Here is a 14,132-nt window from a genome sequence, read left to right as displayed (position 1 = left end):
GAGCCATATTACATGGTTAAGTAAGTATGGATGAAATTCTTGAATAAAAAGAATGAAGACTACGCGCCTGTTGCAGCACGACGCATTAACTTTAGTTCACCTTTGCGCATAACACCAGGAAGTATAAAAAATAAAAAGCGGAAGATAAATCAATCTCCGTAAACCTAAAAACCGTCATGATAAATATGTAGCGGGTGTTTTTTACCTTATTACAGTTGCGTTGAGCGTGCCTGCCGCTTAATGGATATGATAAAATCGTAGATAATCTGATATTTTATAAGGGGCGAGAAGATGCAGCTTCTGGTGGTTACAACCCGGGAAATTTTGACGGCCTGGCAAGGCGGTTAAGCAATACGCGAGCGGCTTTGCTGGTCCTTAGCGCACAAAGGTGAACAAGATCATGTTACTTGCCGGTAGGGCGAGCTACTCTTTGCATATGGGTCACATAGGTAAGGAGCTATCATGTATACGACCATTTTAGTGCCGGTTGATATTGAAGAAGAGGAATTGACCAGCAATGCGCTTATCCATGTGGTAAGGCTGGCAAAAATATCCGGGGCGACGGTGCATCTTTTTCATGCGCTTCCGGATGCGACGGCATTTTTATCCGCGTATTCTTTCGGCATAAAAGAGTTTGAAAATGAGGCGGTAGTTAAAGCCAACGACAAACTGAAAGCCTTTGCTAAAACTATCGATCTTCCTTCATCCCGTTTGTCATTCAGCGTGAGTTTTGGTACGCCAAGAGATGAGGTACTGCAGTTGGCTGAGGAAATCAATGCCGATCTGATCGTCGTGGGTTCACGTCGGCCCGATGTCAAAACCTATCTTCTTGGATCGAATGCCGCGGCTATTGTGCGGCATGCTAAAACATCCGTATTGGTTGTTCGCTAGGCAGAGCCCTGCGGCTTATTCCCGTCACCCGGAATAAGCCGGTGGGTTATCTCAGTTGGCTGTCTTTACTGCCGCGCCGGTTATAACCGCTGCTCTGCGAGTTTTTTTTATCGATTTCTTCCTGACACTGGATGCAATACCGCACGCCGGGTAAGGCCTTGCGACGGGCCTCCGGAATTTGAACGCCGCATTCATCACAGTAGCGCGCGCTTTCCCCGTTATTTAACCGACTGCGGGCACGTGCGACGGCATCATCCACGGTAGCGTCGATTTGATCCTGAACCGCCCCGTCATTTGCCCAGCCACTCGCCATGATTACCTCCAGAGAATAGTGAACCTTTGCTTAGTATTGGGGATATTTTGGCCGATTCAAGGTCGTACGGCCAGGCGTGGAGCAAGTTATCTTCGGCGAACGCCGCAGCGACTAGAAAATGGAGAACAGCAAAACGACGGGAAAGCTCAGCGGCCAGGTGAGCCCTATCAGCAAAGAGGCCAGGAGCCGAATAGCCAGCGACTTATCTTTGCTTAGCAGGAATGTAACCACGAGTGAAATAGCAAAACCGATGAAGTAAATGAGTTTGATTAACTCCCACAGGGTTTGATGCGGCACGTTTATTTCCTTTTTTTCTTATGCGCAGCATATTCTATGCCGTTAATATTTCATGATCAATTATTTAACCAGGAGATTGGGCAAACCGGAATGTAAAAATAGATACCGAGTCGCCGCCGGCGTTTACATGTCGGAAATATTAAATTTTTGTTACGCTATGGACATTATCTGAGGACTATCATAGCTTGGTGTTTTATCCTATGAGAAAGGTAATAAAATGAGTGAGATATCTAGCCTATCGTTGAAAATCCCCTTGGATTTGAAAGAGAAGATTAAAGCCGCGGCACTGGAAAATGAGGTTTCAATCAGTGCTGAAGTGACCGCACGGCTGCTGCGAAGTTTTGATAAGGCCAACAAAGCGCCCGCGTCGGCAACGGTCGATAATCAGCATACCGAAGAGGCAGTTGCGGACCGGTTGACTCAGAAAGAAATAAAGAAAATCAGAGCATTACTCAAAGATAAGGCCAAAGGCACGTCCAGGAAAAAATAGCGCCTGTCTTTACAGCATGTTATGTCATAACAATCATGGCGTTAATGGGTTGTGATATAGCAATGCTATTTGCCGTCAACTAACGGCAAAATCTGCGATATTGATATTGATCAGTAAGGTTTCTCATATTTTTGCCGATAATGATTATTCATATCATTTAAGGAGGCAATTATGTTGATGGGAACTCTTAAGGAAACGCTGGTTTTTGTACAAGATGATGATGGTAGACTTCATCGGTATGAGATCTACAAGAGTGACCATAAAGGAGGGTATTTTGCTGTTATATATACTCAGCAAACCGTCTTTTCTCATGATGTCGCCGTTGTCACCTGGGTCATTGATAATCCATACTGGCATTTGAAATCACATTATATTCCCAATGCCCGTATGGAATGTGAAGCTCATTGGAAAGAAACATACTTGACTTTAATAGCTTGAGATAAAAAAGAATGACATAGGTTATTATGTCATTCTTTTTTTATTCTTGAATAATATGACTCATTCTAAATATTGATTTCATAATTGTATTCTCATCGAACGAAAATGAATTTTTTAATTATTTATAAATCTACGCTTTATTATTTCCTCTTTTATTTTTATTTAATAACCCCATCTATCTTGTAAATGGGTAAATTATAGAAAACCGATCGATTAAATAGATATGTAAGCCATGGAATATATCCGGGGGAAATATAAAGATTATTGTCAGCGTGCCGATACACTTTTGGGTGACATTAGGATTATGGCGATTAGCAGTATGCTCTGACCGGTCCCGCTTCCTGTTTTCACTGTTACAAGCGTTGATTAACGGTATCGTATCCTGGCGTATTCTTTAGGTTTATCATTGCTTAATAAATACTCTGTCCAGGATTCATGCCTTTTTTAAATATGAGAAGTAAATTGGAACTATCGGTATTTGGAGCTTGATTATATTTTGCTCGGTCTTGCGTGAGACCGAGTGGCGGCTATTGTTCCAAATGCAGATGGAAAGGATGAATAAAGGAGATTTTAATGAATTTATCCAACTGGCGTATAGGATATCGATTAGGGGCGGGGTTTTCTTTCCTGGTTTTAATGCTTTTGATTGTGGGAAGCGTTGCAATAACCAAGCTGACTGATTTTAATAATAAAATGGATGATATTGTCACGCGGGATTATCCATTGACGGTGGAAAGCAATCAGCTGATTGATGAGTTAAATGCCTTTCTCAATAATCAACAGTTGCTGCTATTGCTGAAGTCAGAAGCAGAGGTTAACCAGCAATTGGAACTTACCAAAGCAAGTTCAGTAAAAGTATCCCAATTAATGGAATATCTGCATAAACATGTGGATGATGCAAGGTCGCTGGCGATATTAAGCTCCATCGGAGACATCCGCAGAGATTTCCTCGCCTCGGCCAATAAGCTGTCGGGGTTTGCCGTTGCGGGCGATCTGGCCGGCGCAACGGCCGAGTATTTCAATGTTACTCGCGTCGTCCAGCAGAAATACAAGGACAAGATTGCCGAGTTGATTGAATCGCAAGATGCCAAAATGGCGGCGTCGGCGCAGGATGTCGCTGAAAGCTATCGGGAAACCCGGACCCTCATGGCAATCGTCATCATTGCCAGCATTATCGCCGGGCTGATTATTGCCTCGCTGATCACCCGTAGCGTTACGCATCCGATACAGGAAGCGTTGGCGATCGCGGAGAGTGTCTCTAAAGGTGATTTAACCTCGCAAATCCGCATCACCCGTAAAGACGAAGCCGGGATGTTGCTGACGGCGTTGCATAATATGAATACCAGCCTGCGGCAAATTGTCAGCCAGGTGCGGGACGGCGCGGAGACGATTTCAAGCGCGGCATCGCAGATTGCGGCCGGTAACCAGGATCTTTCCGCCAGAACGGAGGAGCAGGCCAGTTCGCTGGAGGAAACGGCGTCGTCGATGGAACAGTTGACGTCGACGATAAAAAATACCGCCGACAATACGCTGCAGGCCACCGAGCTTGCCGCCGATACCTCGGAAACCGTGAAGAAAAGCGGCGCAATGATGGAGAAGGTGACGCAGGAAATGCGCGGCATCCGGGATTCGTCGCAGCGCATGGCCGAAATTATCGGCGTGATTGACGGCATCGCTTTCCAGACCAATATCCTGGCATTGAACGCCGCGGTAGAGGCGGCTCGGGCGGGCGAGCAGGGGCGGGGATTCGCCGTCGTCGCCAGCGAGGTTCGCGCTTTAGCGCAAAGAAGCGCTACCGCCGCCAAAGAGATTAAAGAGTTGATCGATGATTCTTTCAAGAAGGTTCAGGACGGTATGGGGCTGGTAGAGGACACCGGCGTCACGATGAATTCGCTGGTGACCAATGTTCAGGGCGTTAACGGCATCATCAGTGAAATTGCCCAGGCGAGTCGTGAACAGAGCGACGGCATAAACCAGATTAACCTGGCAGTGGGGCAGATTGACACCACGACTCAGCAAAACGCGGCATTGGTAGAAGAGTCTGCCGCCGCGGCGCTCTCTCTACAGGATCAGGCGCATAGCCTTACCCAAACGGTCAGCGTGTTTAAACTGGGGGCGGCGTATACGGGAGCGGTATCCGCTGGAAAAGCGGCAACGGCGGTTCTGCCATCGCCGGAAGAGAGCGCTCCCGCGAAAGAGAAGAAAGCGGGGGAACTGGCGGATTGGGCGGCGTTTTAAGCTAATCCGGCCTTATTCCTTACCATTTCTGACCGCCATTGCCTAATCCAATGGCGGGTTTTCCTGCCTGCCGCCTTTCAGGCGCCCGCCAGCGGCGTTTAAACGCTTTTTAATCAAGCGCCGTCTGACGCTACCGTCCGACCCCGCCGCCAGCGAATGACGTCAATCAATATAAAGAGCAGCAAACTGACGCCCATCACCGGCAAGCATATCGCCAGCAGGCAACTGATGGCCACTAGCAGCACCCTGGTGAAAAAACGCACCTGCAGGAGCGCGCCGGTGAGCGTTTTAACCGGATTATTGCCGCCGCCATGCCGTGGGCGCCGCAGCCACCACATCCGGTATCCCCAGACAATCATGGTACAGAGGCCAAGGCCGAAAGCGGCCAACAGAATCTGATTCGGTAGGCCGAACAATACGCCCATATGCGCATCAACCCCCCAGCGGGTCAGTTTGGCGGCCAGCGGAAAGGTGGTGAAATCCGATTTGTCGACGATCTCCAGCGTCGCGGGATTAATGGCAACCGCATCAACCTGTGTCGGCCAGGCGCGGTCAATTTCTGAAACGGTCCACGCCTGACCGGGCCGGGCCGCGGGTTTTATTTCGATTTTTTGGGCATCAATGCCCGCGTCTCTGGCTATGGCCAATACCCGATCAAACATTTCAGGGGGATTATCGACAGCGTGAGGCATCGGCATCGGGGCGTGATGCTCCGCGTGTTCATCCGCGGGCATCGGGTGGCTATCGGCGCCATGGTGATGGGCCGATAGCGTCGTAGGTTCGCTGATAAGCTGGGTTTTCAGCGCCGGGGTTTGCCAGCCTAACAGGTTGCGCGCCGCCGAAATATTGCTGCCGGCCCATTTTGACCAGGTCAGGCCGGTGGCGGAGAAAAACAGCAGGCCAAGCAGCAGGCATAGCCCCATGCCGGTATGCCAGCGGCGCAAACGCCGCTTTTGCGCCGCCGGCGTCCGAGGCGTTTTTTTATTACGCCCTCTGCCCGTGGTCGCCGAATGCCGGGTGGCTCCCCAGATTAGCACCCCGCCCAACGCCGCAACCCATAGCCAGGAGGCGGCAAGCTCACTGTAATTTCGCCCGATATCGCCGAGTAATAATCCCCGATGCAGGTAATCAAGCCAGGTTCGGAAAGGCAGAATACCGCTGGTGCCATAGACGGTTTCATCGCCGCGAATTTCCAGCGAGGCGGGATCGATAAAGATAGCCCGGCTTTCAGACGGCCCCAGTTCAGGAGAGGCAAACATCACCCTGGTGGTTTCGCCCGGCGCGGACGCGGGGCGCAGGGCGGTTAATCGCGCTTTATGCTGATGCCCCAGGACCGTCTGGGCGGCCAGGATCTGCGCTTCCAGCGATTGGGGCGCGCCATGACTTTGCGTAAAAAGCTGATGCGCGTAAAGCCGGTTTTCAATTTGCGGCGTAAGTACGTATAGCGTACCGGTAAGCGCGGCAATGAAAATAAAAGGCCCGACAAAAATACCGATGTAAAAATGAAGACGAATAAATAAGGCGATCGTCGCGGCACGTGATGATACGGCATCTGACGGCATTATCCCGGATAACGCGGCCGCGGGTGGTGATGACTGAGTTTTGGAATGCGGCATAAAACCTTCTGAAGTCAGTTGGCAGGAAAACGACCAGAACCAACGCCATACCTGAAAAAGGTATCGTTGCCTGGTTTGCTAGATAAATGCCCGAAGGCTTATTGGCATATACTCAGTAAGGGGGCGCGCGTGGAGCGGGCGAGACAAATCGCGTTAGCGGGATGATGCGGGAGTAGAAGGCTATCGCCCGGGTACGGGATAGATTCGGCGTTAGCGCAAGGACAATGCCGTCGACATCAGCCAACGCCGGGGCGTAAGAAAAGAGAACGCAATAGCCGCAGGCCGCATGATCCATCATGGATGCGGGCTGAGGGTGGGAAGACGGGGGCGTTTGGCCGTGGCGCGCGCCGGAGATTTGATGTCCGGCATGATGATGCTCTGCAAAAGCCGTCGCTATGCTTAAGGTCTGACCGATGTCGCGATCGTGGTGCGCCAGCATTTGTGAAATCACTGGCGCAATAAAAATGGTCAGCGTGGCGAAGATTGCGAGCCAGGCTGGAAAACGTCGTCGTCGCAACAGGGACAAAAGCATAGCGAGATGATGTAAACCGTATCGAATTCAGTGGCGGATACTGTACCTTATCCGCGCGGTTTTCGTTACACAAATGTTTGTTTGCCGCTTGTTTCCTGTGAATAAATAGCATCGCGTGTTATTACATGAATATGGCCTGTCGCGTTTCATCCGTTATGTGGTGCGAATGGATAAATTACCCGGATCAACAAGCAGGAATATTCCTGCAGCCAGATAGTACGGATATCCGATATTGTGCAGATAGGTATGCTTAAAAATTATTAAGATTTTTCTTAGTTGGTCTTTTGGGGAGTAAGTTTTCAATTTTTTCAAGCAATAAAGTCTTACTGATGCTGTCCGGATTGAGGGATGAGTTGCTCTTTGCGTAAACGCGGGACCGGTTTATCATCTATTGGCGCTCTCGTTGCTCAAACGCTGACCTATTATGATGAACCATACCTTTATCAAGTTGTCGGAAAGCTAACTTATCCATTAATATGGATTTAATTTGAAGCACACGTACAGGGGGAGTTGTGCTGGTTAATAAATGTGGATTTAAAAAGCGTGCCGTCGGCCTTCGCTGGCTTTCAGCGGTCGTCGTGTTGTCGTTGAGCGCCGCGCCGGCTTGGGCATTTTCGATTGACGATGTTGCCCAACAGGCGGAAAAGCTGGCGGCGAAAGGCTTCGAGGCGCCGAAAAGCAACCTTCCGGCGGCGCTCCGTGATATAAAATTTGCCGACTATCAGCAAATTGTATTCAATCACGACAAATCATACTGGAATACGTTGCAGACGCCGTTCAAATTACAGTTCTATCATCAAGGGATGTATTTCGATACGCCGGTAAAAATTAATGAAGTGACTGCCACAACGGTAAAAGAGATTAAATATTCAGCAGATTACTTTAATTTTGGCCCGGTCAATCACGATCCCGAAACGGTGAAAAACCTTGGTTTCGCCGGTTTTAAAGTGCTCTATCCGATTAATAAAGCGGATAAAGACGATGAAATTGTCAGTATGCTGGGCGCCAGTTATTTCCGCGTGGTCGGTAAAGGCCAGGTTTACGGCCTCTCCGCGCGCGGGCTGGCGATTGATACCGCGCTGCCTTCCGGTGAAGAGTTTCCGCGCTTTCGCGAATTCTGGATCGAACAGCCGAAACCGAACGATAAACACCTGGTGATCTACGCATTGCTTGATTCGCCGCGTGCGACGGGGGCCTATCGCTTTGTGGTCTATCCGGGAGGCGACAGCGTTATTGACGTTCAGGCTAGAGTCTTTCTGCGGGACAAGGTCGGTAAGCTGGGCGTGGCGCCGCTTACCAGTATGTATTTGTTCGGGCCGAATCAGCCCGCTTCAACGCTGAACTACCGTCCGGCGCTGCATGATTCGAACGGCTTGTCGATTCATGCCGGCAACGGCGAGTGGATTTGGAGACCGTTGAATAATCCCCGGCATCTGGCGGTGAGTACCTATGCGGTAGAAAATCCGCAAGGATTTGGTTTGCTGCAGCGCGGCCGCGCTTTCTCCGCTTATGAAGATCTTGACGATCGCTACGATCTGCGTCCCAGCGGCTGGATTGAACCGAAAGGCGAGTGGGGCAAAGGTAAGGTCGAACTGGTTGAAATTCCGACGGCGGATGAAACAAACGATAATATCGTCGCTTACTGGACCCCGGACGTGTTGCCTGAAACCGGTAAGCCTCTGGAGCTGAAGTATCGCCTGCGTTTCACCCGTGACGAAGAGAAACTGCATTCGCCGGATGTCGCCTATGTTCAGCAGACACGCCGCTCCACCGGGGATGTTAAACAGTCGAACCTGATCCGTCAGCCCGATGGCACTACTGCTTTTATCGTGGACTTTGTCGGACCGACGCTAAAAGCGCTGAATGAGGAAACCCCCGTTGCCCCTCAGGTCAGTATTGGCGAAAACGGCGAGATTGTTGAAAGCAGCGTTCGTTATAACCCGGTGACCCAGGGCTGGCGTTTGACGCTGCGTTTGCGTGTGAAAGACAATAAACAGCCAACAGAATTGCGGGCTGCGCTGATTAATGGTGAAATAACATTGACTGAAACCTGGAGTTATCAGCTACCTGCCAATGAATAAGTCAACTTCCTCTCTCGATTACATCGAGAAATTGCCCTTGCCTGCCGAGCAGGCGAGGGTTCTGCGTGAAAAGCTGTCATCGTCAGAGATTATCGATCAGTCGGCATTGCATCAGGCATTGGCCGGCGACGGCCAGGTCAAGGCTCAGACGGAAGAAGATGCCGCGCTGAGTTCGGTTCAGGCTCGCCTGGAAATGGCCTGGCCCGACGGCTTGAATAACGGCGGTCAACTGGGCAAGGATACGCAAGGGCGGACCGCATTGAAGGCGATGCCGACGATCGCGCGTTCCTCCATGTTTCCCGATGTCTGGCGTACTAACCCGCTGGTTCGCTGGTGGGAAAGTTTACTGGGCCGGACGGTGCCGCCTCGCCATCACACTACCCCTGAAGAAACCATCGCTGAAAACCGATGGCGCATAGTGGGGACGGTGCGGCGTTATATCCTGCTGATTCTGACGCTTTTTCAGACGGCGATCGCCACCTGGTATATGAAAACCATCCTGCCTTATCAAGGCTGGGCGCTGATCGATCCCTTTGAAATGGCCGGTCAGCCGTTGACGCAATCCTTTCTGCAACTGCTGCCGTATGTGTTGCAAAGCGGCATTCTTGTGCTGTTCGCGGTGCTGTTCTGCTGGGTTTCCGCCGGTTTCTGGACCGCCCTGATGGGGTTTCTGCAACTGCTGATCGGACGGGATAAGTACAGCATCTCTTCCACTACGGTCGGCGATGAGCCGCTCAACCCGGAACATCGTACCGCGCTTATCATGCCCATCTGCAACGAGGATGTCGCGCGGGTTTTTGCCGGCCTGCGCGCCACCTATGAATCCGTGGCGGCCACCGGGATGCTCGATCACTTCGATATTTATGTGTTGAGCGACAGTAACGATGCGGATACCTGCGTCGCCGAGCAGAAAGCCTGGATGGAGCTTTGCCGGGATGTGGGCGGGGCGGGACGAATCTTTTACCGCCGTCGCCGTCGCCGGGTAAAACGTAAGAGCGGCAACATTGATGATTTCTGCCGCCGTTGGGGCAGCCAGTACAGCTACATGGTTATTCTGGATGCGGACAGCGTCATGAGCGGCGAATGTCTGACCTCTCTCGTCCGGCTGATGGAAGCGAATCCGAACGCGGGAATTATCCAGTCCTCGCCGAAAGCGTCGGGCATGGATACGCTGTATGCGCGTTGCCAACAGTTCGCCACCCGCGTCTACGGTCCGTTATTTACCGCCGGGCTGCATTTTTGGCAACTGGGCGAATCCCATTACTGGGGCCACAACGCCATTATCCGGGTGAAACCCTTTATCGAGCACTGCGCGCTGGCGCCGTTGCCGGGCGAGGGGTCGTTCGCCGGAGCCATCCTTTCCCATGACTTTGTCGAAGCGGCATTGATGCGCCGTGCCGGATGGGGCGTGTGGATCGCCTATGACCTGCCGGGCAGCTATGAAGAGCTGCCGCCTAACCTGCTGGATGAGCTGAAACGCGATCGCCGCTGGTGTCACGGCAACCTGATGAACTTCCGGCTGTTTCTGGTTAAAGGCATGCACCCGGTTCACCGGGCGGTATTTCTGACCGGGGTGATGTCTTACCTGTCGGCGCCGCTATGGTTTATGTTCCTGATGCTGTCGACGGCGTTGCAGGTGGTGCATACCCTGATGGAACCGCAGTACTTTCTGCAGCCCAGACAGTTATTTCCCGTCTGGCCGCAGTGGCGTCCGGAGCTGGCTATCGCGCTATTCTCCACGACGCTGGTGCTGCTGTTTTTACCGAAATTATTAAGCGTGATCCTGATTTGCGCCAAAGGCGCGAAGGCCTATGGCGGCGTTTTTCGGCTGTTTATTTCCCTGCTGATAGAGATGCTGTTCTCCGTACTGCTGGCGCCGGTCAGAATGCTGTTTCACACCGTCTTTGTGGTTAGCGCTTTCCTTGGGTGGTCGGTACAGTGGAAATCTCCGCAGCGCGACGACGACGCCACCCCCTGGAAGGAAGCCTTTATTCGCCACGGTTCCCAATTAACCCTGGGGCTGGTTTGGGCGATAGGGATGGCGTGGTTGGATCTGCGTTTCCTGTGGTGGCTGTCCCCCATCGTGTTCTCATTGATTCTTTCACCGTTTGTCTCGGTTTATTCCAGCCGCGCCACGCTGGGGCTGGCTTGTAAACGCGCCAAACTGTTGTTGATCCCTGAGGAATACGAGCCGCCGCGCGAACTCGTGGCTACCGATGAGTATTGCCGGTTGAATCGTCAGCGCAAACTGGATCATGGCTTTATTCAGGCGGTTTTTGATCCGTCGATCAATGCGCTGGCCAGCGCGATGGCCACTGCCCGCCATCGTTTCAGCCAGGCGATTGAAGCGGTACGTGAACAGAACGTCAACGATGCGCTGGGGCGAAAACCGCAGGATGTCGGCAATAACCAGCGCCTGGCGTTGTTAAGCGATCCGGTGACGATATCCCGTCTCCATTACCGTGTATGGCAGCAGCCGGAACGGTACGCGGCGTGGTCCGGCTATTACCGAGAACTGCCGCCGCCGGTTATCAAGGGGTAATCGCTTTTAGGTTGATGACCCCTTTCCAGCCTCCCCCTTGCCAGGGGGAGGAGCTAAATTGCTCCCTCCCCTGCGAAGGGGAGGGTTGGGGTGGGGTTAGCCGCCGATGGGATAACAACAACGCCCGGTCTGACGGGTTAATCCCCCGGCAGCTCAATTCTTGAGGAGCGGCGCTGTAGGCTTCGCCAGGAGTAAATCACGTTGAGCATCACCACCAATGCGGTAACGATAAACACCGCCCGGAAACCGTAGGTCGCGGAGATGGATGCGCCGATCAGCGGGCCCGCCACGTTGCCCACATCGCGGAACGACTGGTTATAGCTGAATATTCGTCCGGCGACCTGGTTGGATGAATGATAAATCAGCAACGTCTGCACCGCCGGCAGTAACGCCCCGTCCGCCGCCCCCAACAGGAAACGAAGCACGCCTAACTGCCAGGGGGTCTGAACAAAAGCCATTGGAATCAACAATAAAACCGATACAACCAGCATGGCGATCAGAATGCGCTCAGGGCCGATTCTGTCGCCTAACTTGCCCAGTCTCGGCGCGCTGATAAGCGCGGATACGCCGGGAATGGCGGCGATCATTCCGCTGATAAAGGCCAAATTTTGCGTATGCCCGGCTAAATCGCGAACGAATAGCGTGAGTATCGGCGATACCGATCCCGTGGCGATCTGAATAATCAGCGTAGTAATAAACAGGCTTAATACCAGCTTGGGGTTTTTCAGCGAGGTCATCACCTGCCGGCCGCTGAGCATGTCTTTTTTACGGATGGTGGTAAAACGCTCCCGAACGTAGATCAGGGTGATGAGAAAACAGATAAACAGCACCGCGGCGGTAATGAAAAACACCGGGCGTAAGCCATAGGTATCCGCCAGATAGCCGCCGATCAGGGGGCCGATAAGCGCACCGCTCACGGCGCCGGTTGACAGCGTTCCCAGCGCCCATCCGCTTTTATTGCGCGGAACCTGAGTGGCGATTAATGCGTTTGCGTTGGGAACAAACCCGCCCAGAATGCCGAGAGCGGCGCGCAGAAACAGGAATTGCCATATATTTTGCGCCAGGCCCATAAGTATCATAACGATGCACATACCCAGCGCAGAGCGTAGCAGCATCAGCTTACGGCCCTTGCGGTCGGCGAGGCGTCCCCAAAAGGGAGAGGCGATGGCGGAGAAGAGAAAGGTAATGCTGAAAACCACGCCGGACCACATATTCAACGCTTCGTGACCGGTGACGCCAAGCTGTTCAACGTAGAGCGGAAGAAACGGCATGACCAGGCTGAATGCGGCTCCAGTGAAAAAACAGCCTAACCAGGCAACATAAAGATTACGCTTCCAATCAATAGGCTCCGCTTCAGGTGTCATAAGTTTCCGTTAACGTATTGGTGTTTTTTATGGGTGAGGGCAGGCAAAAAGGTAAATATCAGTTATTACATAACAGGCTATCTATCAAGTATGAGCCGCTTAAATGATATCGGCAAGATAATCATCATAAGCCGCTAAGAATACGGCTGTTTTTTCAAGAGAGCCGCCGTCATGCGGAAGACCATCCACGTCGGCGGCCGTGGATGGCCTCGTCATCAGGGTTAATAGAGCGATGCTTCGCCGTCCGGGCGGGTTTTAAAACGGCGATGCAGCCACATATACTGGTCGGGCGCCAACAGGATATTGCGCTCAACAATCTTATTCATCCAGGTAGCGGCGGCGGCTTCGCTGGCGAGAGGAATGCCGGCTTCAACCGGCTGAATCAGCAGCTCATAGCCTCTGCCTCGCGGCAGGCGGCGCGGCACAAAAGGCACAATGGCCGGCTTGGCCGCTTTGGCCAGCATATAGCTTCCCACCGTGGTGGCGGCTTTATCAACGGCAAACAGCGGTACGAATACGCTGCTGCGCGGGCCATAATCATGATCGGGTGCGTACCAGATAATTTCACCCTGTTTAAGCGCCCGGATCATGCCTTTTAGATCCTTACGGTCAAGCATCGATTTGTTGGAGCGCATTCTTCCCCAGGTCTGCAACCAGTCAAGCAATTTGTTATCGTTAGGACGATAGACGCCAATGCCGGCATTATGAATACCAAAGATGCGGGCGCCCAGTTCCAGCGTCAGAAAATGCAGACCAATCAGCAATATTCCCCGTTTTTCCTCACGTAACCGCCGGATATGCTCAAGGCCTTTTACCGTAAACCAGCGTTCTATGCGCCAGTCGGGCCAGAACCAGGCCATGCCGGTTTCAAGTATCCCCATCCCAACGGCTTCAAAGTTTTTTCTGACCAATTCCTTGCGTTCGGCCGGCGGCATATCCGGAAAACATAGCTCAAGATTCCGGGTGGTGATTTCAACACGGCGCGGCAGCAGGCGTATCGACAGATGACCGAGACCGGTGCCGATACGATAAAGCAGGGGGTAAGGCAGAAATACCACCAGATAAAGTATGCCGACGCCCAGCCAGGTTAACCAATAACGCGGGTGCAATAATGAACGATTAAAAACAGGGATTTGTGTCATGGTCTCAGTATCAAATTCTGGTGCGTCCAGGCACTCAACTTGCAAAAGAATAAATGGAATTTCCACTCGATAGGATAGAGTATTGCGGCACTTTCATGGGAAAACAAATTTGTGAAGCGCTATAGCCTGATTTTTATACAAAAAACAAGTGAATACATAATGATAACATCAACAACAGGCGGTTGGTA

At 52.0% G+C, this 14,132-nt stretch carries 12 protein-coding genes; 6 read left to right on the top strand and 6 right to left on the bottom strand.

What is annotated here, in order from left to right; genetic code table 11:
- The first annotated feature begins 462 nt into the window (after nt 1–462).
- Entirely contained in the window at nt 463–891 is a 429-nt protein-coding gene (locus tag DDT56_RS19380; RefSeq protein WP_136168047.1) for a universal stress protein, read from the top strand.
- A 46-nt stretch (nt 892–937) separates the two neighbouring features.
- Here the strand turns inward: DDT56_RS19380 and DDT56_RS19375 are convergent, their stop codons facing one another.
- Together DDT56_RS19375 and DDT56_RS19370 are read right to left on the bottom strand one after the other, a co-directional pair.
- Nucleotides 938–1,204 (bottom strand): DksA/TraR family C4-type zinc finger protein, encoded by a 267-nt coding sequence (locus tag DDT56_RS19375; protein ID WP_136168046.1) that lies wholly within the window; start codon nt 1,202–1,204, stop codon nt 938–940.
- 111 nt (nt 1,205–1,315) lie between these two features.
- Nucleotides 1,316–1,501 (bottom strand): GhoT/OrtT family toxin, encoded by a 186-nt coding sequence (locus tag DDT56_RS19370; protein WP_136168045.1) that lies wholly within the window; start codon nt 1,499–1,501, stop codon nt 1,316–1,318.
- Nucleotides 1,502–1,718: 217 nt separating this feature from the next.
- Between DDT56_RS19370 and DDT56_RS19365 the strand changes: the two genes are divergently transcribed.
- From DDT56_RS19365 to DDT56_RS19355, 3 genes are all read left to right on the top strand, one after another.
- A complete protein-coding gene (locus tag DDT56_RS19365) occupies nt 1,719–1,991 on the top strand; it encodes a hypothetical protein (RefSeq protein WP_136168044.1) in 273 nt (90 codons plus the stop codon).
- Nucleotides 1,992–2,162: 171 nt separating this feature from the next.
- The gene (locus tag DDT56_RS19360; RefSeq protein ID WP_136168043.1) at nt 2,163–2,429 is read left to right on the top strand and encodes a hypothetical protein; all 267 of its coding nucleotides are present in this window, start codon (nt 2,163–2,165) and stop codon (nt 2,427–2,429) included.
- A gap of 573 nt (nt 2,430–3,002) precedes the next feature.
- Complete coding sequence (locus tag DDT56_RS19355; protein WP_136168042.1) at nt 3,003–4,667, top strand: methyl-accepting chemotaxis protein; 1,665 nt, start codon at nt 3,003–3,005, stop codon at nt 4,665–4,667.
- A gap of 113 nt (nt 4,668–4,780) precedes the next feature.
- On the opposite strand, the gene DDT56_RS19350 is transcribed toward DDT56_RS19355, so the two are convergent.
- Together DDT56_RS19350 and DDT56_RS19345 are read right to left on the bottom strand one after the other, a co-directional pair.
- Complete coding sequence (locus tag DDT56_RS19350) at nt 4,781–6,229, bottom strand: PepSY-associated TM helix domain-containing protein (protein WP_246856826.1); 1,449 nt, start codon at nt 6,227–6,229, stop codon at nt 4,781–4,783.
- A 166-nt stretch (nt 6,230–6,395) separates the two neighbouring features.
- Entirely contained in the window at nt 6,396–6,815 is a 420-nt protein-coding gene (locus DDT56_RS19345) for a DUF2946 domain-containing protein (RefSeq protein WP_136168040.1), read from the bottom strand.
- 512 nt (nt 6,816–7,327) lie between these two features.
- Here DDT56_RS19345 and DDT56_RS19340 point away from each other — a divergent pair.
- Both DDT56_RS19340 and mdoH read left to right on the top strand, forming a co-directional pair.
- Nucleotides 7,328–8,896 carry a glucan biosynthesis protein G gene (locus tag DDT56_RS19340; RefSeq protein ID WP_136168039.1) on the top strand — a complete coding sequence of 523 codons (1,569 nt, stop codon included), beginning with the start codon at nt 7,328–7,330 and terminating at the stop codon, nt 8,894–8,896.
- The gene (gene mdoH / locus DDT56_RS19335; protein WP_136168038.1) at nt 8,889–11,438 is read left to right on the top strand and encodes a glucans biosynthesis glucosyltransferase MdoH; all 2,550 of its coding nucleotides are present in this window, start codon (nt 8,889–8,891) and stop codon (nt 11,436–11,438) included. Before DDT56_RS19340 ends, mdoH begins: the two co-directional genes overlap by 8 nt.
- A gap of 137 nt (nt 11,439–11,575) precedes the next feature.
- On the opposite strand, the gene mdtG is transcribed toward mdoH, so the two are convergent.
- Together mdtG and DDT56_RS19325 are read right to left on the bottom strand one after the other, a co-directional pair.
- Nucleotides 11,576–12,802 (bottom strand): multidrug efflux MFS transporter MdtG, encoded by a 1,227-nt coding sequence (gene mdtG, locus DDT56_RS19330; protein ID WP_136168037.1) that lies wholly within the window; start codon nt 12,800–12,802, stop codon nt 11,576–11,578.
- A 221-nt stretch (nt 12,803–13,023) separates the two neighbouring features.
- Nucleotides 13,024–13,944 carry a Kdo(2)-lipid IV(A) acyltransferase gene (locus tag DDT56_RS19325; RefSeq protein WP_136168036.1) on the bottom strand — a complete coding sequence of 307 codons (921 nt, stop codon included), beginning with the start codon at nt 13,942–13,944 and terminating at the stop codon, nt 13,024–13,026.
- Nucleotides 13,945–14,132: the final 188 nt, after the last annotated feature.

It is taken from the genome of Brenneria corticis (assembly GCF_003115855.1).
Taxonomy (GTDB): Bacteria; Pseudomonadota; Gammaproteobacteria; order Enterobacterales; family Enterobacteriaceae; genus Brenneria; species Brenneria corticis.
The sequence above is the reverse complement of the archived record's forward strand: the minus strand, read 5'-3'. Positions and strand labels throughout refer to the sequence as shown.

What these genes read in the sequence shown, in the direction of transcription:
- mdoH (WP_136168038.1), top strand. Translation starts at nt 8,889, where the DNA reads ATGAATAAGTCAACTTCCTCTCTCGATTACATCGAGAAATTGCCCTTG.
- DDT56_RS19355 (WP_136168042.1), top strand. Translation starts at nt 3,003, where the DNA reads ATGAATTTATCCAACTGGCGTATAGGATATCGATTAGGGGCGGGGTTT.
- DDT56_RS19380 (WP_136168047.1), top strand. Translation starts at nt 463, where the DNA reads ATGTATACGACCATTTTAGTGCCGGTTGATATTGAAGAAGAGGAATTG.
- DDT56_RS19345 (WP_136168040.1), bottom strand. Translation starts at nt 6,815, where the DNA reads ATGCTTTTGTCCCTGTTGCGACGACGACGTTTTCCAGCCTGGCTCGCA.
- DDT56_RS19360 (WP_136168043.1), top strand. Translation starts at nt 2,163, where the DNA reads ATGTTGATGGGAACTCTTAAGGAAACGCTGGTTTTTGTACAAGATGAT.
- mdtG (WP_136168037.1), bottom strand. Translation starts at nt 12,802, where the DNA reads ATGACACCTGAAGCGGAGCCTATTGATTGGAAGCGTAATCTTTATGTT.
- DDT56_RS19365 (WP_136168044.1), top strand. Translation starts at nt 1,719, where the DNA reads ATGAGTGAGATATCTAGCCTATCGTTGAAAATCCCCTTGGATTTGAAA.
- DDT56_RS19350 (WP_246856826.1), bottom strand. Translation starts at nt 6,229, where the DNA reads ATGCCGTCAGATGCCGTATCATCACGTGCCGCGACGATCGCCTTATTT.
- DDT56_RS19375 (WP_136168046.1), bottom strand. Translation starts at nt 1,204, where the DNA reads ATGGCGAGTGGCTGGGCAAATGACGGGGCGGTTCAGGATCAAATCGAC.
- DDT56_RS19325 (WP_136168036.1), bottom strand. Translation starts at nt 13,944, where the DNA reads ATGACACAAATCCCTGTTTTTAATCGTTCATTATTGCACCCGCGTTAT.